This is a genomic window from Methanolapillus millepedarum, assembly GCF_032594115.1.
Classification (GTDB): Archaea; Halobacteriota; Methanosarcinia; order Methanosarcinales; family Methanosarcinaceae; genus Methanolapillus; species Methanolapillus millepedarum.
On sequence record NZ_CP131060.1, the window covers coordinates 509,703 to 527,055 of the forward strand.

Annotated in this window: 13 protein-coding genes; 8 read left to right on the top strand and 5 right to left on the bottom strand. The window is 43.4% G+C overall.

What is annotated here, in order from left to right:
- The first annotated feature begins 96 nt into the window (after nt 1-96).
- From thiD to purF, 5 genes are all read left to right on the top strand, one after another.
- Nucleotides 97-1,554, top strand: a complete 1,458-nt coding sequence (gene thiD / locus MsAc7_RS02515) for a bifunctional hydroxymethylpyrimidine kinase/phosphomethylpyrimidine kinase (protein ID WP_338103028.1) — start codon at nt 97-99, stop codon at nt 1,552-1,554.
- Between the two features lie 207 nt (nt 1,555-1,761).
- Nucleotides 1,762-1,980, top strand: coding sequence for an LSm family protein (locus MsAc7_RS02520; RefSeq protein ID WP_338103029.1), 219 nt, complete (start codon nt 1,762-1,764; stop codon nt 1,978-1,980).
- A 96-nt stretch (nt 1,981-2,076) separates the two neighbouring features.
- Nucleotides 2,077-2,259, top strand: a complete 183-nt coding sequence (locus MsAc7_RS02525; protein WP_338103030.1) for a 50S ribosomal protein L37e — start codon at nt 2,077-2,079, stop codon at nt 2,257-2,259.
- A gap of 382 nt (nt 2,260-2,641) precedes the next feature.
- Complete coding sequence (locus tag MsAc7_RS02530; RefSeq protein WP_338103031.1) at nt 2,642-3,235, top strand: type III toxin-antitoxin system ToxN/AbiQ family toxin; 594 nt, start codon at nt 2,642-2,644, stop codon at nt 3,233-3,235.
- Between the two features lie 329 nt (nt 3,236-3,564).
- Entirely contained in the window at nt 3,565-5,001 is a 1,437-nt protein-coding gene (purF, locus tag MsAc7_RS02535) for an amidophosphoribosyltransferase (RefSeq protein WP_338103032.1), read from the top strand.
- Between the two features lie 101 nt (nt 5,002-5,102).
- Here the strand turns inward: purF and MsAc7_RS02540 are convergent, their stop codons facing one another.
- The 4 genes from MsAc7_RS02540 to MsAc7_RS02555 form a co-directional block, all read right to left on the bottom strand.
- Entirely contained in the window at nt 5,103-6,512 is a 1,410-nt protein-coding gene (locus tag MsAc7_RS02540) for a DNA recombination protein RmuC (protein ID WP_338103033.1), read from the bottom strand.
- A 271-nt stretch (nt 6,513-6,783) separates the two neighbouring features.
- Nucleotides 6,784-8,571: a hypothetical protein gene (locus MsAc7_RS02545; RefSeq protein WP_338103034.1), complete on the bottom strand. Its 1,788-nt coding sequence runs from the start codon at nt 8,569-8,571 to the stop codon at nt 6,784-6,786.
- A 297-nt stretch (nt 8,572-8,868) separates the two neighbouring features.
- Nucleotides 8,869-10,122 carry a DUF373 family protein gene (locus MsAc7_RS02550; protein WP_338103035.1) on the bottom strand — a complete coding sequence of 418 codons (1,254 nt, stop codon included), beginning with the start codon at nt 10,120-10,122 and terminating at the stop codon, nt 8,869-8,871.
- Nucleotides 10,123-10,289: 167 nt separating this feature from the next.
- Nucleotides 10,290-11,018: a 6-hydroxymethylpterin diphosphokinase MptE-like protein gene (locus MsAc7_RS02555; protein WP_338103036.1), complete on the bottom strand. Its 729-nt coding sequence runs from the start codon at nt 11,016-11,018 to the stop codon at nt 10,290-10,292.
- Nucleotides 11,019-11,256: 238 nt separating this feature from the next.
- On the opposite strand from MsAc7_RS02555, the gene MsAc7_RS02560 reads away from it, so the two are divergent.
- Both MsAc7_RS02560 and MsAc7_RS02565 read left to right on the top strand, forming a co-directional pair.
- Nucleotides 11,257-13,011, top strand: a complete 1,755-nt coding sequence (locus MsAc7_RS02560; RefSeq protein WP_338103037.1) for an ABC transporter ATP-binding protein — start codon at nt 11,257-11,259, stop codon at nt 13,009-13,011.
- Nucleotides 13,008-14,924 (top strand): ABC transporter ATP-binding protein, encoded by a 1,917-nt coding sequence (locus MsAc7_RS02565; RefSeq protein WP_338103038.1) that lies wholly within the window; start codon nt 13,008-13,010, stop codon nt 14,922-14,924. The genes MsAc7_RS02560 and MsAc7_RS02565 overlap by 4 nt, the downstream gene beginning before the upstream one ends.
- A gap of 399 nt (nt 14,925-15,323) precedes the next feature.
- Here the strand turns inward: MsAc7_RS02565 and eno are convergent, their stop codons facing one another.
- On the bottom strand, nt 15,324-16,604 hold the full coding sequence (gene eno / locus MsAc7_RS02570; RefSeq protein WP_338103039.1) for a phosphopyruvate hydratase: 1,281 nt from the start codon (nt 16,602-16,604) through the stop codon (nt 15,324-15,326).
- 308 nt (nt 16,605-16,912) lie between these two features.
- On the opposite strand from eno, the gene MsAc7_RS02575 reads away from it, so the two are divergent.
- Nucleotides 16,913-17,182: a DUF1294 domain-containing protein gene (locus MsAc7_RS02575; RefSeq protein WP_338103040.1), complete on the top strand. Its 270-nt coding sequence runs from the start codon at nt 16,913-16,915 to the stop codon at nt 17,180-17,182.
- Nucleotides 17,183-17,353: the final 171 nt, after the last annotated feature.

Below are 17,353 nucleotides of genomic sequence, written 5' to 3' on the forward strand. Positions count from 1 at the left end.
GATTTTATTCTTACTTTTAAGACGTTATTGACGTTGTCGGCATACGATTCCATTTTTGTCATTTTATGTTCGGAGTTGTTTCTGCGGGGTGTTTTTGTGAAAAAAAAGGTAGTTATGACAATTGCCGGAAGCGATTCCGGTGGTGGTGCGGGCATTCAAGCGGACATCAAAACATTTTCGACGCTTGGCGTTCACGGGACATGCGTCATTGTGTCGGTAACCTCTCAAAATACGACCGGCGTTAAAGCTGTTTTTGATCTTCCTGTTCCGGCGATCGAATCTCAAATGGATGCAGTATGTTCGGATATGACGGTTTCTTTTGCCAAAACCGGCATGTTGTCGTCCGCTGATATTGTCAAAGCCGTCGCTAAAAAAGTCGCGGAAAACAAAATCATGCTCGTGGTTGACCCGGTCATGGCGGCCGAAGCCGGCGGAAACCTATTGCAGAGCAGCGCCGTGTCATGGATGAAAAAATCCCTGCTTCCGATTTCTTTTGCCGTCACGCCGAACGTTTCGGAAGCCGAAGTGCTTTCGGGAATTCAAATTCAAACAACGGAAGACGCGAAAAATGCCGCTGTCGAAATTTCCAAAACGGGCGTCAAATATGTGGTGGTGACCGGCGGCCATTTGGACGCGTCCGATATTATTTATGAATCGGAATCCGGCCGGTTTACCATTCTTCCGGGTGAATTTGTCAGCGGCGGGACACACGGAACCGGCTGTACTTTTTCAGCGGCTTTGGTTTCTTATTTAGCGCGCGGATATTCATTTGTGGAAGCCTGCAAAATGACCAAGAAATTTGTGACCGACGCGATTTCTTACTCCGAAAAAGTCGGAGCCGGCGTGCCCCCGGTCAGTCCGGCCGGATATTCCAATTTAAGGCGGGAACGGGCGCAAGTCATTGAAAATATTCTTTTTGCTTACGATTTGCTCAAAGACAGCCGGATGTTTCCTCTGCTCATTCCGGAGGTTGGAACCAACATTGCGATGACTGTTCCGGACATTTACAGAAACACAAATGATGAAAATTATTATGCCGCCGATTCTTACCCGTCGCCGACGCATCCGTTTGTTTTGAAAGATTCGGACGCTTTTGGGACGTTTTTGTCAACGGGCGCGGCTTTTCCGGGCCGAATCCATAAAGTTCATGACAAAAAGGGAACGTCTTGGACGGTTACTTCTGTCGGTTTTCCGGTTTTCGGATCCGGCGTCCATCTGATGAGAGCGGTGGATGCCGCTCAAAAGTTTGACCCGACCATTCGCGCTTGTATTAATTTAAAATATTCGCCGCTTATTTTGGAAGCGGCTCAAAAAATCGGCTACAAAGATCTTTTTTTCAAAAGAGAAGATGAGCCGAAAAATTATGTGCGAAAGGAAGAATGGGGTTCGGTGAGTGTCATTTCTAAAAACGGCGGCGTTGTCCCGGACATTATTTATGATACGGGCGGAGTCGGCAAAGAAGCGATAATCCGGATTTTCGGAACCGACGCAGTTGATGCGGCTTTAAAAGTCATCCGGATTTGTGAAAAACTCAAAGAATTGTTTTATAAGTAACAGTTGTGAATCAACGGCAAAAGGCGTTTAAAAGTGTATTGAATCTGCTTTTTAGAGATACGTTTAAATATCTTCATTTATTTGTTACACAGATTCTATTTGGCAGATTTGGAAGAAGATTATATAGGATTAATGTCATTATCCTGTTGTTTTCACTTCGTAATCTTTCATTAATTTCATGATCAATGTTTAAACGAGGCAAAATATATGACAAACCGACCTCTTGATGTTTTGAACGATGCTTTGAACAAGCCGGTAATCGCACGCTTAAAAGGCGGCCGCGAGTTTCGAGGAGAATTAAAAGGCTATGACATCCATATGAATCTCGTCCTTGACAATGCGGAAGAATTAAAAGAAGGCGTCTGCGTCAAAAAATATTCAAGTTTGATTGTCCGGGGGGACAATATTGTTTACGTATCCCCGTAAATATTGCCGCAAATTTTATGAACAATGATTCAATTTTACGTCAATTCAATGACAGTTTCCAATTTAATTTTTAAAATTCAATTCAGGTGAAATAAAATGGTTAAAGGAACGCCCTCAATGGGCCAGAGACAAAAACGGACACATATGAAATGCAGAAGATGCGGCAGCACATCATTTAACATCAGCACAAAACAGTGTGTTGCATGTGGTTTTGGAAGATCCGCAAAACTCAGAAACTACAAATGGGTCCGAAAATCCGGATTAAACGGCGACTGGTAATTGGTTTGCTCAATCATAAAATAATTGAAAAAGGCACATGATATTTCATGTGCCTTTTTTTTTGAACATGTATCTTTTTATATTTTTTAGTTTTTTACCAGATACGAAAATGTTATATAATCTTATGATGTAGTTATTCATTGCAATTTAATTGTGGTTGCCTATTCTTATTTCAAAAAAAGCGGGTGTACTCTACCCTTAAGTGAGAATTAAAAAAGCGGGTGTACTCTACCTTTAAGTGAGAATTAAAAAAGCAGGTGTACTCTACCTTTAAGTGAGAATTAAAAAAGCAGGTGTACTCTACCTTTAAGTGAGAATTAAAAAAGCAGGTGTACTCTACCTTTAAGTGAGAATTAAAAAAGCGGGTGTACTCTACCCTTAAGTGAGAAACAAAACAGCGGCAGGCAAAATGCCTGCCCTCATTTTTCAGAAGGAGATTTATATGGCAACCGATAGGCTATCTTTTTTTACAATTGATTCATCTTATTGTCATTATTTACGCCAATTTGATCTGCGAGTACCGGATAATGGTTTTTCAAAAACAGGACGTCCTTTCGTTGGTATTGTTTTTAAAATCAATGACTATCACTATTATGCTTCCTTAACGTCTCCAAAAGATAAACATAAAAATATGGTGAATGCCATTGATTTTCTAAAAATAAATGATGGAACTTGGGGTGCCATCAATTTTAACAACATGATTCCTGTTCCGGAAGGTTTGTTGACAAAGATTGATATTTCATCATTGCCGACAAATACAAAAGAAGAACTGAATTATAAAAATCTTTTACAAAACCAACTTTCGTGGTGTAATTCCATAAAAAATAAATCTGCTATTCTTAAAAATGCCACTCTTTTATATCATAGAATTACAAAAGGAAAACCACATCACAATTTAAAAATTCGATGTTGTGATTTTATAGTATTAGAACAGCAATGCATGGATTACTGTAAATTTAATAATATTTCCTTATGAAATAGGATTTTAGTTTGATTTTGAGTTAATGGCTCCGGATCTACTGTCAAATTTATGTCATCATTTATCATGTCATTTCCACCGCTTTGATTCTAATTGTTCGCTCTTTTTCGAGAGGATGCTTGATGAACATTAGTGAAAATTAAATTAAAATAGGACCAAATATTATTCCTTTGTATCCGTAACATTTTTGTTCGGAATCAGTCTATTGATTGCATTATCTTGAAAAACGAAAGACTATCGGAATCGTCATCTGAACTGAAGAAAAGTTTGTGTTTCTTTCTGAAGATAAATATCCTTGATAAAAAGTTATTTCCGGGTGGTACTCCTTGAAAGAAGAATGTGGTGTCGCGGGCGCTATTTTACATGATCCGGCGCCGCCGACCAATATTGTCGCTTTTAAACTTTATTACGCGCTTTACGCGCTTCAGCACCGTGGTCAAGATTCAACGGGAATTGTTGTCTTTGACGGTTCCAAATCTAAATCTATTAAAAGCATGGGACTCGTGTCCGAAGCTTATTCCAAACCAAAAATTCAAGACTTAATCGGATATGTCGGTGTCGGGCATGTTCGAAACGCGACCAAAGGAACGCACAACCTTGAAAATTGCCAGCCTTTCGTTTTAAATTTTAAAGGCGGCACAATCGCTTTGGCCCACAACGGCAGTTTGGTCAACGCCGCTCTTTTGAAAGATGAACTCGAATCGGAAGGCCGTATTTTTACAACCGATTTGGATGTTGAAGTAATTGCTCTTCTTTTGGTGAAAGAACTTTTAAAACACGACGCCGTCGGCGCGATTAAAAACGTAATGCGCCGAATCAATGGTTCTTATTCTTTGGTGATTATGATTAACGGCGACCTTTACGCGGTCCGCGACCCGTTTGGCATCAAACCGCTTTGTTACGGTGAAATCGATGGCGGTTATGCCGTGGTTTCCGAAACCGTCGCCTTAGATACCATTAACGGGAAATTTGTCCGGGATCTTAAATCCGGCGAAATTTTGGCGTTTACCAAAGAAGGCAAAGTGGAAAGCTACCAGACCAACAAAGAAGATGTGGCAGCTCACTGTATTTTTGAATTTATCTATTTGGCGCGCCCCGATTCTATCATTGACGGACAGTTGGTGTACGCCGCCCGGGAACGCATCGGAAAGCAGCTGGCAATTGAGTACCCGGCCGACGCTGATATTATTTCACCGGTCCCGGACTCCGGCATCGCCGCAGCTATCGGATATGCCCGCGAATCCAAAATCAAGTATTTGGAAGGCTTGATGAAAAACCGGTACATTGGGCGTACTTTCATTCTGCCGTCTCAGGAAGCGCGTGAGATGGCGGTTCGTTTGAAAATGAACACCATTAATGACAATTTGAGAGGCAACAGCGTTGTTTTGGTGGACGACAGCGTTGTCCGCGGAACGACTTCCCGCCGGATTATTGATATGATCAAACGCGCCGGCGCCAAAGAAGTTCATTTAAGAGTCGCAAGCCCTCCGATTATCGGCCCGTGCTATCTCGGAATTGATATGCCAACACGCGATGAATTGATTGCCGTTCACAAAACCATTGAAGGCGTTTGTGCGGCGGTTAATGCGGATTCGATCGGCTACCTCAGCATTGACGGGCTTGTTAAAGCCATCGGAATCGACAAAAGCCGGCTTTGCCTGGGTTGCGTGACCGAGCAGTATCCGGTAGATATTCCGGGTGAAAAATGTTGCCGGAAACAATGCCGTATGGACGATTTCATCCCGGCGCAGGATTTGAAATAACGTTGTTTCATCTCCTTTCTCCCTTTATTTTGATGCTTTATTCTTTATTTCCCGATTTCATTTTTTATTTTTACGAGTTTCACCGCGTGTGATTTTATGACTCAAAGGTCAATCTCTTCAAAGTCTGCCGGTTCTTTCAAGAGTATCCGTGTTTCTTCCGGCGGCAATTCCTGTATTTTTTGAAGCTTTCGAGTGATGTTTCGCGTTTTGGAATCCGCGTCGTCCAAAACACGCGCCGCCTCATCCAATTTTGTTCTTGTTTTTTCAAGCAAGACGCCGAATTTCGTAAATTCGGTCTTGACGGCGCCTAAAAGCTTCCAAACTTCTCCGGTTCTTTTTTCAACGGCCAGCGTTTTAAATCCCATTTGAAGGCTGTTTAAAAACGCGACCAAAGTCGTCGGTCCGGCAACAGCCACCTGATAATCACGCTGGATCGATTCAAAAAGACCCGGCCGTCTCAGGATTTCGGCGTAAAGCCCCTCGGTCGGGATGAACATAATCGCAAAATCCGTCGTATACGGCGGGTTGATGTATTTGTCGCGAATGTCTTTCGCATTTTTCCGGACGGCGTTTTCCACTTGTTTCGCATAAAATTCGATTTCTTCCGGACAATTATCATAAGCGTCAAGCAAGCGTTGGTAGTCTTCAACCGGAAATTTGGAATCAATCGCCAGAAGGACGGATCCGTTTCCGACACATTCATCCGCCCCGACATTGGATTTGTCTTTTCCGGGAAGCCGGACGGCATATTCGACACGTTCGGTTGTCTTGGGTTTTGTCGCCGCGTTTTTCTCATATTGTTCCGGCGACAAAAACTGGTCCAAAAGTGTTCCGAGTTGAATTTCCCCAAACGTTCCCCGGGTTTTAACGTTGGTCAGCACGCGTTTCAAATCACCGACGCCGGCAGCTAAGTTTTGCATTTCCCCAAGGCCCTTGAAAACATCGTCCAGACGGTCGCTGATGCCCTTAAAAGATTCATTAAACCGTTTCTCCACGCTTTCCTGAAGCTTTTCGTCCACCACATTTTTCATTTCATCCAGTTTCTTGATGTTGGATTCTTGAAGCTGTCCGATTTTTTGTTCCGTCACATCCCGGATTTTGTCAAGGCGTTCCTCAACGTTTTTGTTGAGTTCGCTTTGTCTCAACTCAAAACTTAAAAATTGACGGTCTTGAGACTCTCCAAACGCGATAAATAAATCAGTCAGTTCGGCACGGTTTTGTTTCAGAGCCGTTCCAAGTTCTTCCCGATTGGCGGCCAAATCATCGCGCATTCGCCGGTCCATTCCGAAAATTTCCCGCCCGATTTCGTCCCGGACAAAAACAGACTGTTCTTTAAGGTCTGATGATAACGAAACTGCCAGCGCGTTTTTCAAATCGTCAAATATCCGGCTGTTTTCAAAATCGCTCAAATCGACGCGGCTTTTTCGTTTGAAGAGCGTCAGAAGAAGGTTGACAAACATCAAAACAGCAATCAATCCCAGAACCGTTAAAATTAAAACTTCCGTCTCCATCAGATAAACCTCAATCCATTGATGAAAAGAAGTTATAAAGTCCTCATCCATGCGGGGTGAAACTAATAAATGAATTAAAATGAGAAAAAATGATGAAAAAATGATGAAAAAAATGATGGAAAGAAAGGGAAAAAACAAAGGACGGCTTTCAATCAAAATCAAAACTGCCTTTTGTTCTTGCCGGCACCGCCCGTTTTTTCAACTAAAACGGGCGGTTAAAAATGCCGATCCAAAAACCGGCGTTTGCTTTTTTTAATTTTTCGGAGTTTTTTTAACCTTCCGTTACCCATTCAAAAGACCGAATCGGCTCAATCATCTTGTCGGTTTCGGCGGAGATGAGAATCACCCGGTCGCCGACGTTGAGAAGAACGGCGCGGTCGTCAACGGATGATGAAATGACATAATATTTCGGAGAACTGTCCAGTTTAATGTAGTAGTGGGAATTGCCTTCGATGACGGAAACACGAATGTCGGAGATGATTCCGCTCACGTTCGTTCCCCGGGTTGAAACGGAAGCAGATCCCGAATTTTTAGATAACTTTTGAACATAATTCTCTTCACATTCCGCCACTGTGTTTCCGGTGGCGACGATATTGTAACTTTTCACGTTGACCATCGCGTATTGTTTGACGAGGTTTGAATAGTCTTTCATGGCCATGAAATAGGTCGGCTCACCCGCAATATTTAACAAGAGCGGGAAAGTTGCTTCGTAATTCAAATGCTGAAGAGCGCCTTCAGCCGAAGCCATTGCGGAATACTCATGCGCGCCCGGAATCGAATAATATCGGGCGTCTTTCGTTCTTTGGTTCACCAAAATAAAACCGATGTTGGACTCGTCATTGCTGACCGACGTAATGCCGGTGTACATATAAACATCATCGTTGAGCGCCATGTAGTTGTAGCCGTCGGTTGTCATTGTCACGCCACGCTGGCCGAAAATGGAATTTATGTAGCCGCTTTGGTAACGGCCGTAATAGTCATACTGTTCGATAATTAAATCGGCCGTATAGACGTGGTCAATCCATTGCGGAACATCTTTTGCCGCGTAATAGACGTGTTCTCCCGTCACGGCATTGATCAAAACGATCCCGTCAATATCTGTTCCGCCGAAAAGTCCGATTTTTTTGACCACTTTCGGGCAAACCCAATACGGATTTCCGTCGTCGTCCACCTCAAAAACCGGTGTTCCAAACATAAGCGTCGGATAATTAAAGCGGAGGTAGCGGTCGATGTTGCGCCCGAAATACTCTGACCGGGAATATTTGATGCCGTCTTTGATCCGGACAACTTCGCCTTCCTGCGTTACCATATCAATTTGAATATATCCCGGAATTCCGTTTTCCCGGTTGTTGAGCCATTTGAAAACATCGCCGTAAAGAAGCGGTGTGACCCGAACCGGCCGGTTTTTGTAATTGATTTGCGTATAGTCGTCCGCCACCACAAATTGAGACACCATATCCGCCAGTTCCCCAAGCTTTCGGTCGCCCAGGCGTTGCGCCGACACTTTGTCCAGCCACGGAATTTGGTCGTAAGAAATTTCCGCCACTTCTTCGCTGAAGTTGCCGTTTTCAATATGAATCAGTTTTGTATAGTCGTTTGCAAAGAAAAACGGTCCTGAAAAAATGCTTCCGGCAACCACAATCGCAAACAAAAGAATGATGACCATAACCGGTCCGCTTTTTTTCCAGTTTAATTTTTGAGGCGTTTTGTAAATTGCGTCCTCAAATTCATAGGCGTCTGCTTTTTGTTTTTTGGAGTCGTAGGTCTCATACGGGTTTTTTGAGAAATTTTCCCGTTCTTTTTTGGATTTGGCGTCCAAATCCAAAACAAGTTTGTAAGACCCGTCATCCATCGGCATTTTCCTAAATTTAACACTTTGGCCGGCGCCGGATAAAATCAAACTGATGACCAGATAAGCCGCGACGACCATGATCAAGTACATGTAAAAGCCGGTGGACCGAAGATTAATCGCCGGCAAAATGAAATAAAATAAGACAAGGGCTGCGATTAACGTTAAAATAAGAGTGAGGATCAAGCGTGTGTTTTTGTTTAAATTCATAAAAATACCCCGGAATATGACGCAATTAATAATATGAGCGACCATCTAAAAACAATTTTGTAAAAACAATAACAAATAACAAGTATAAATATGGATTTAAATTCAAAAAAGTATTATAAAAATGAAGACAAATTTAAAAAGAAAAATAATAAATGAAACAAAAAATAAAAAAGAAAAATAATAAATGAAACAAAAAGTAAAAATGAAAAAGTAAAAATGAAAAAGTAAAAATGAAAAGAAAAATAAAAAACAGAAGATAAAAAGCGAATAAAATAAAGAAATGAATTCCGGACGAAATCATCCCCTCAAACCAACGTTAATCGGCACCGGTCCGGTTTCATCTTCGTCCTCTTTTTCATCGGCATCGTCGCTTTCGCTTGAATCCATTTGAATTTTCACAACTTTTTCTTCCGTTTTTTGTTTGAAAGTCGCCGGTTTTTGAGCCGCTTCGTCTTCCTTTTCCTTTTTGCCTTTGCTGATCTTGGAATCAAATGAGAAGTAAATGCCGGCCATCGCGATAATGATCGCAAGCACGACGCTGTAGACGAAATATTCAATGGGGAAATTATAGTTCAGTTCCGGAATTGAAACGGACAGCACATAGCTGCTCGCGCTCCAAAAGAGGAGCGTTCCCGAAAGCGTAAACAACATTTCCGTCACCAAATCCGAATAATCTTTCTTGGCGCCGATTCTGTCAAAGATCTTTCCAAGGATCCAGAGGAAAACGGATGCCGCATACCAAAGAACAGCTCTTTTGATGAACAAAGAAAGCATCGGGATAAAACCGTAATAGTTAATGCTTTCCAAATTACCGGCGTCCCAAACGCTGAGGCTTCCGATGACCGTTCCGACCACGAACGTCAAAATGGCGGCAATCATTGTAATGAAAGATAAATGCCGTTCATGAAACGCTTCTTTCAAATCGTTGAAAAAAACGGAAACGTGATCGTCCATGCCGTACGCGCGCAAAATCATGTACAGACCGACGATAAAAAGTGTTCCGATGATGGCCAAACTCGGATAACCGGCGGCCATCGCCAACGCGTAAATAATCAACGCGAGACCGAGCGGCACAAAGAATGTTTGAAGAAACTTCGGGTCGCGCAGGAAGTTTTTAATCATGTAGTACGTGCTTTCCAGATTTTCACTCTGCATCACAATAATCCGGCGGACGGAGTCCACTTTGATGCGGGATTGAACAATCGGCAGGAGCGACTCGTCTTCAGCGCCGTCCGAGACGAAAATAGCGCTTTTGACTTCCTGGCGTTTTAAAAATTCGTCGAGCTGGTCGGCGATTTTTTTATCGGAAATGGTTCCGACATTTTTGTCGCCGGCAAAAGAAACAATTTCAGCGTCAACACCGAGGCTGCGCAATTCATCTAAAATATGAATGCCGCCAAAAATCGTGTTCGTGTCCGAATCTTCCGGATCGGCTGTCGCCAAACTGACGGCGGCCGTAATATTTGCGCCGCGCCCAACCACGGGCGTAATCACTTTGGCTTTTTCCCCAAGGTCGTTGTCCCGGTCAATGCAAATGACAAGCGTATCCATTTTTTCAAATCCGGTTGAAATATGTATGAATTATTAATATGGAAAATTAATCTGGAAAAAATAATGAACGTAAAATATTGAATGTCAATGTAAATCTGATTTATTCCTAATATATTTATAGTTTGATATGACGTGGAACGAAAACTTAAAAGTTCATGCAATTCGTCTTACGATTTTGTTTTTGAAAAATATTGGATTTCCGAAAGGCCTTTTTCGATTCTTTTTTCGTTCACCATTTGAATCAATTTCTTGGCTTGACTCAGCTTTTTCTTTTTCCTTTCCGAAACATCCGGGTCTTCAAAATCAAACCCGATTAACGTCATGGTTTGAGCCCCCAATTCATCCGCTAAAAAAACGCACCGGTCCCCGTCCGTAAATCCGCCGAAATTAAAAACATTATCATGCGGCCGGCACTGGCAGGTCGGGATTAAAACGGATTTTTCCGAAGCGGTTTTTTTTAATTTCAGGAGGTAACGGCATAGTTTATCCAAGTTGTCTCCGTGCGCGTGAACCAGCAAAACCGTGCCTTTCGAATAACATTCAATTTCCCGGTCCGCGTCACTTTCGTATTTTCCATCCAAATCCGTAACAATAAAATCCGGCCGCCGGTTTAGCCGAAGCAAGACGGATGCGGCGCCGTCGGCGGCAATGACAATCGGATGCAAATCCTTTTTTGTTTCGAATAAAATCCGGGCTTCTTCTTCCAGAGAAGGCGCATTTCCGCAAATAATGACATCTTGCCCTTGAATTTCGGAAAGAGCGGTCAAATCCACCGGCGGAAAATGCTTTCGAACACAATCGGACAGATAGTCGGTTGATTTTTCATCGGCGGCCTTTGAAAAACCAAACGCGTTCAAAATGTTATCGTACCGGGGTTCCCAATCTTTAAAATTCATAACGGTCAATTTCTTTGAATGTGAAAATGATATATTCTATTTGAAATCGTTGAGTTTTAGAAATATGTTACTCTGAAAGTAACAGCACGATTATATACCTTGTTTATTCTTTGGATTGTTTTGTTTAAGCTCATCCTTCTTTTTCGAAGTTTCAGAACATATTCATATACGTTAAAGTCAAACGATTGTTTTAGTTTACAATATAGAGATATAAAAACAAAACGAATGGAGATTTTTGATGATTGAACTCAGCCGCTATTTAAAGCCATTTCGTTGGATTGTCGCCTTATCCATATTTCTGACATTTATTCAGTGTTTGACGCAGCTTTATTTGCCGACGTTAATGGCGGATATGGTGGATGTCGGAATTGTCGGAAAAGATATGGAATATATTATTAATATCGGTCTTTTGATGCTCTTATTATCCGCCGTCGGCATGGTCTGCTCAGTAGCAGCCGGCTACTACGCGTCCAAAGCCTCCGCCGGTTTTTCAAAAAATCTCCGGCGCGATATTTTTACGAAAGTGGATCATTTATCGTTGGAAGAATTTGAAAAATTCGGAACATCGACTTTGGTCACCCGGACCACCAACGATGTCAATCAAATTCAAAATGTTTTAATTATGCTGCTTCGGATTTTCATGATCTCGCCGCTGATGTTTTTGGGCGGCGTCGTCATGACCGTTTTGGTTGACCCAATCCTTTCACTCCTGATCGTTTTTGCCATTCCGGTTTTGTTCGGGTTCATTTACATCATTATCCGCAAGTGTATGCCGCTGTTTCAACAAACGCAAAAGAAATTGGACCACCTTAGTTTAACACTTCGGGAACGGCTGACCGGCGTCCGCGTCATCCGGGCATTTAACAAAGAAGAGTCGGCCAATAACACATACAGGGATGCCAATGCGGATTTAACGGATGTTTCCCTCCGGGTAAACAAAATTTTATCGTTTATCATGCCGGCCATGACCATCATCATGAACGTGACCATCATCGGCGTCTTGTGGTTCGGCAGTTTCAGAGTCCAAAGCGGAGATTTAAGCGTCGGCGACATTATGGCTTTTATTCAATACGTCACATTGATTCTGTTCTCAGTGGCGATGACGGCGATGATTTTCGTGTTCCTGCCGCGTGCCAAAGTATCGTCTGAACGAATTATTGAGATTTTGGATGTTGACCCGAAAATTAAAGACCGTGAAGAAGGCGGACACGAAGCGAAAAACCAACGTTCCGAACCCAAAGAGCCGGTTCCGAGAATTGAATTCAAAAACGTGTCGTTTCATTTTGAAGATTCCGACAAAAATATTCTCGACAATGTTTCTTTTGCCGTTTATCCCGGCGAAACGGCAGCAGTCATTGGCGGTACCGGCGCCGGAAAATCTTCGCTCATCAACTTAGTGCCGCGTTTTTATGATGTAACCGACGGCGCCGTTATGGTCGAAGGTCAAGATGTCCGCTCGTTCCGGCAGCCGGATCTCCGGCAAAAGATCGGGTTTGTTCCGCAGACCGCTGTTTTGTTTTCAGGAACCGTGGCCGAAAATGTGCGTTACGGTAAAAATGACGCAACGGATGAGGAAGTTTGGGACGCGCTTCGAATTGCTCAGGCAGATGATTTTGTTCAAAAGATGAACGACGGATTGAATTCTTTTATTTCGCAGGGCGGAACCAACGTGTCGGGCGGTCAAAAGCAGCGGCTGACGATTGCGCGGGCCATCATCCGGCATCCGGACATTTACATTTTTGACGACAATTTCTCGGCGCTTGACTACAAGACGGACGCGAATCTGAGGCGTGCGCTGAAAAAAGAAATAAAAGATGCCGCCGTTTTAATTATCGCCCAGCGGGTCAGTACGATTAAAGATGCCGACAAGATTATTGTTTTGGATAACGGCGCTGTTGTCGGGATCGGAACGGATGGGGAATTGATGAAAAATTGCCGGGTGTATCAGGAAATTGTCGCATCCCAGCAACTGAGCGAGGAGGCGAAAGCATGAGCAATGACCGCAGGCCGGACCAATCAAAGGACGGCGGATTTTACAAAGGCGGACCGGGCGCGTTGAGTATGCCGGCGGAAAAGCCGAAAAATTTCAAGAGAACGTTCCGGCGTTTAATGAAATATTTGAAACCTTACCGCACAAGCATTGCGTTTGTCATATTGGCGACGATTCTCAGCACTGTTTTTACAATCCTTGCGCCGCTTTTAATCGGCGATGCCGTGAATGTTTTGTACGACGGCGTCTCGGCGTCTTACAGCGGAACGGGAGGCATTGATGAAGGGGCACTGCTTCGGATTATTTGGGGGCTGCTTGCGCTTTATGTCGCGTCGGCGTTGTTCGGTTATGTTCAGCAATATTTGATGGCGATCGTTTCTCAAAAAACGGTTTCCGATTTGAGAAATGATATCGGGGATAAACTGTCCAGGCTGCCGCTTAAATATTATGACACGCATCCGCACGGCGAAACGATGAGCCGGATTATCAACGATGTGGACACAATCAGCAATACACTTCAGCAAAGCCTGATTCAGATGATTACGTCGGCCATTACGATTGCGGGTATTTTTTTGATCATGCTTTACATCAGTCCGCTTTTGACGCTGGTCTGTTTGATAACGATTCCGTTGTCAGCGGTTTTGACCAAAATGATTGCGTCCAAATCTCAAGTACATTTCCGCAAGCAACAGGAGCAGACGGCGCGTATGAATGGGCATGTGGAAGAAATGTATACGGGCCATAAAATTATCAAGGCGTTCGGACAGGAAAAGAGGTCTGCCGAAGCATTTGATAAGATCAATGACGAGTTGACCGCCGCCAGCCAAAAATCCCAGTTCATCTCGGGAATTGTGATGCCGGTGCTTTATTTCGTTCAAAACGTCGGCTATGTGATCATTTGTATTTTCGGTTGTATTTTCGTTCTTCAGGGAACGATGTCAATCGGAGGCGTCCAGTCGTTTATGCTTTATTCGAAGCAATTTACGCAGCCGATTATTCAATTGTCCGCCGTCGTCAACAGCATTCAATCCACAACCGCGGCGGCCGAACATATTTTCCGGCTGCTTGACGAGGAAGAAGAAATCCCGGATCCGGTCAACTTTGATTCCTTGGAAAAACCGGAAGGAAATGTGTCGTTTGAACACGTGAATTTCGGCTACGACAAAAATATTCCGGTCATTTCGGATTTGTCGCTTTTTGCAAAAAGCGGTGACATGATTGCGATTGTGGGTCCGACCGGCGCCGGCAAAACGACGCTTCTCAACCTCCTCATGCGGTTTTATGAGGTCGGAGACGGGCAGATTTTGATTGACAACCATGACATTTCCAAGATGCGGCGAAGCGACCTTCGCGGTTTGTTTGGGATGGTTCTTCAAAACGCTTGGCTTTTCAACGGGACCATACGCGACAATATCGCTTACGGCCGAGAGAATGCCACCGAAGAGGAAATCATCCGTGCCGCTGAAATGGCGCATGCCGACGGTTTCATTCGTTTGCTTCCGGAAGGCTACAACACAATCATCAATGAGGAAGCGTCCAACATTTCGGAAGGCCAGAAACAGCTTCTGACAATTGCGCGCGCGTTCTTATCCGATCCTGAAATTCTCCTCTTAGACGAAGCGACCAGCAACGTGGACACAAGAACAGAAAGTTTGATTCGGGACGCGATGCAAACGCTCATGAGCGACCGGACAAGTTTCGTGATCGCGCACCGCCTCTCCACAATCCGGAATGCGGATTTGATTTTGGTCATGAACAAAGGCAGAATCATTGAAAAAGGAACGCACAAAGAGTTGATGGACGCCAAAGGATTCTATGCCGAGCTTTACAACAGTCAATTCTCCAATACAAATTTGGACGAAACGTTTGCGGAAGTTGAGAAAAAGTTCGGGTCTGTTGTTGTCAATGCTGTTTGATTGGCGCAGCCGCATCGCGAAGCGAATTTTTCAACCCAACCGTTGAAAAATTCCGGAGCGAAGCGGAGGAATTTTTGATGAAACGTTTGCGGAAGTTGAGAAAAAGTTCGGGTCTGTTGTTGTCAATGCTGTCTGATAGGTGCAGCCGCATCGCAAAGCGAATTTTTCAACCGGAACGTTGAAAAATTCCGGAGCGAAGCGGAGGAATTTTTGATGAGACGTTTGCGGAAGTTGAGAAAAAGTTCGGGTCTGTTATCGTCAATGCCATTTAAATTGTTTTTGTGTGTTGCCGGCGGCGTGCGCGCGCGTTACGGCGACACATTTTCCTTTTTGTTCAAAAATCGGGCTCAACTTTACAATAATTCAAAAAAAGAGTTTGAGAGAATTCAATCTCTCAAATTAAAGCCGGATGTATTCGGCGGCGCTGCCCAATTCTTCCTCAATCCGAAGGAGCTGGTTGTATTTGGCCGTCCGTTCTCCCCGGGCCGGAGCGCCGGTCTTAATCATGTCGGCACCAAGCGCCACGGATAAATCGGCAATGGTTGTATCTTCGGTTTCCGCGGACCGGTGGCTGACGAATAAGGAAAATCCATTTCTTGTGGCCAATGTTGCCGCGTCGATCGCTTCCGAAAGCGTTCCGATTTGGTTGACCTTGAGCAAAAGACCGTTTGCGGCGCCGCAGGCGATTCCTTTGGCGATTCTGTCGGGATTTGTGACAAACAAGTCGTCGCCGACAATAATGGTTTCCCAAAGCTCGCCCGTTAAGTTTTCAAAATCCTCAAAGGATTCTTCATGGAACGGGTCCTCAATCGATAAAATCGGATAGCTGTTCACAAGTTCAACATAATAAGTCGTCAACTCTTCCGGCGTCATGACTTCGCCGTCGATTTTGTAATTTTCACCATCAAAGAATTCGGAGGCGGCGGCATCCAATCCGATTTTGATTTCATCATCGGTGTAGCCGGCCCGCTCAATCGCAATCATCAGCGCGTCCAAAGCTTCGATGGTTTTATCCATTTTCGGCGCGTAGCCGCCTTCGTAACCGACATTCGTAGAAGATTCGCCATATGATTCTTTGAGATATTTGCCGAGAGCGTGATACGTTTCCGCGCCCATTTGAATGGCTTCCTTAAATGTTTCAGCGCCGACCGGCTGAATCATAAATTCCTGAATCGCCAAATCGTTTCCGGCGTGTTTGCCGCCGTTGAGCACATTCATTGTCGGAACCGGAAGACTGAATGCGTTTGAGCCACCCAAGTATCGGTAAAGCGGGACGTTTAAACTGTCGGCCGCAGCTCTTGCAACAGCCATCGAAACGCCTAAAATGGCATTGGCGCCAAGGCTTGCTTTGTTTTCGGTCCCGTCCATGTCCAACATCAACATATCAATTTCACGCTGTTTTCGAACGTCCATCCCGAGAACTGCTTGTGAAATTTTTCCAACGTTTTCAACCGCCTTTAAAACACCTTTTCCATTAAAACGAGTCGAATCGCCATCCCGAAGTTCCAACGCTTCATGAGATCCGGTTGACGCGCCGGACGGGACGCCGGCCCGTCCAAATCCGCGGTCGGTATACACATCAACTTCGACGGTCGGGTTGCCGCGGGAATCCAAGATTTCGCGCGCGTTAATTTTTCGAATCGCAAAACGGTCGGAATGATTGTCGCCTAAAACTTTCATAAATTCACCTGAGTTTTATTCTTGAAATTAATTTTGAAATGAGTTCTGTTAAAATAACATCCATGTTATTAAAGCATTTGACTCTATTGATTAAAACATGAACCGCCATGTGAACTAAAATTCTATTATTAAACAAAAAGAGACAGGATGAAATAAAATATTTCTTTAAATACATCTTTCTTATTATTTTTAAAAAAACTAAAAAATAGATCAGTTCATTCTTTTTTATATATTTTATTATTTATAATGATGTTGACGCCTCTTGTTTTTGTCACAACCTATATATATAATCGTTGATTTTTCTATTCATGGACAACTTATACATTCTTCTGATTATTTATGTTCTTTTAAATGTTATTGCGTTTGCCGCATATGGATTCGATAAAAGAAAAGCTCAAACAGCCAAATGGCGTACGCCCGAAGCCACTCTTTTATTTTTGGCTTTTCTCGGACCGTTTGGTGCTTATGCCGGCATGCAGATTTTCCGTCACAAAACACAGAAAAAACCGTTCACATGGATGGTTCCGCTGTTCATGGTTATTCATTTGATCGTTCTGGCGGTCTTAATTTTTATTTAATATTTACTTAATTTAATTTTTATTTAACATTTTTCGAAGATAATTCAATAGAAAGATTTAAATAATAAAAATTAAAAGCAACGAACGGTAATAATATAAACAGCCTATGCAATAATACAATACGAATGCAATACTTTTGCGATGTATATAGCAATATGGCAATAAAAACGA

Coding starts and splice junctions, on each gene's coding strand:
- MsAc7_RS02520 (WP_338103029.1), top strand. CDS start 1,762: ATGACAAACCGACCTCTTGATGTTTTGAACGATGCTTTGAACAAGCCG.
- MsAc7_RS02525 (WP_338103030.1), top strand. CDS start 2,077: ATGGTTAAAGGAACGCCCTCAATGGGCCAGAGACAAAAACGGACACAT.
- MsAc7_RS02540 (WP_338103033.1), bottom strand. CDS start 6,512: ATGGAGACGGAAGTTTTAATTTTAACGGTTCTGGGATTGATTGCTGTT.
- MsAc7_RS02545 (WP_338103034.1), bottom strand. CDS start 8,571: ATGAATTTAAACAAAAACACACGCTTGATCCTCACTCTTATTTTAACG.
- MsAc7_RS02550 (WP_338103035.1), bottom strand. CDS start 10,122: ATGGATACGCTTGTCATTTGCATTGACCGGGACAACGACCTTGGGGAA.
- MsAc7_RS02555 (WP_338103036.1), bottom strand. CDS start 11,018: ATGAATTTTAAAGATTGGGAACCCCGGTACGATAACATTTTGAACGCG.
- MsAc7_RS02560 (WP_338103037.1), top strand. CDS start 11,257: ATGATTGAACTCAGCCGCTATTTAAAGCCATTTCGTTGGATTGTCGCC.
- MsAc7_RS02565 (WP_338103038.1), top strand. CDS start 13,008: ATGAGCAATGACCGCAGGCCGGACCAATCAAAGGACGGCGGATTTTAC.
- eno (WP_338103039.1), bottom strand. CDS start 16,604: ATGAAAGTTTTAGGCGACAATCATTCCGACCGTTTTGCGATTCGAAAA.
- MsAc7_RS02575 (WP_338103040.1), top strand. CDS start 16,913: ATGGACAACTTATACATTCTTCTGATTATTTATGTTCTTTTAAATGTT.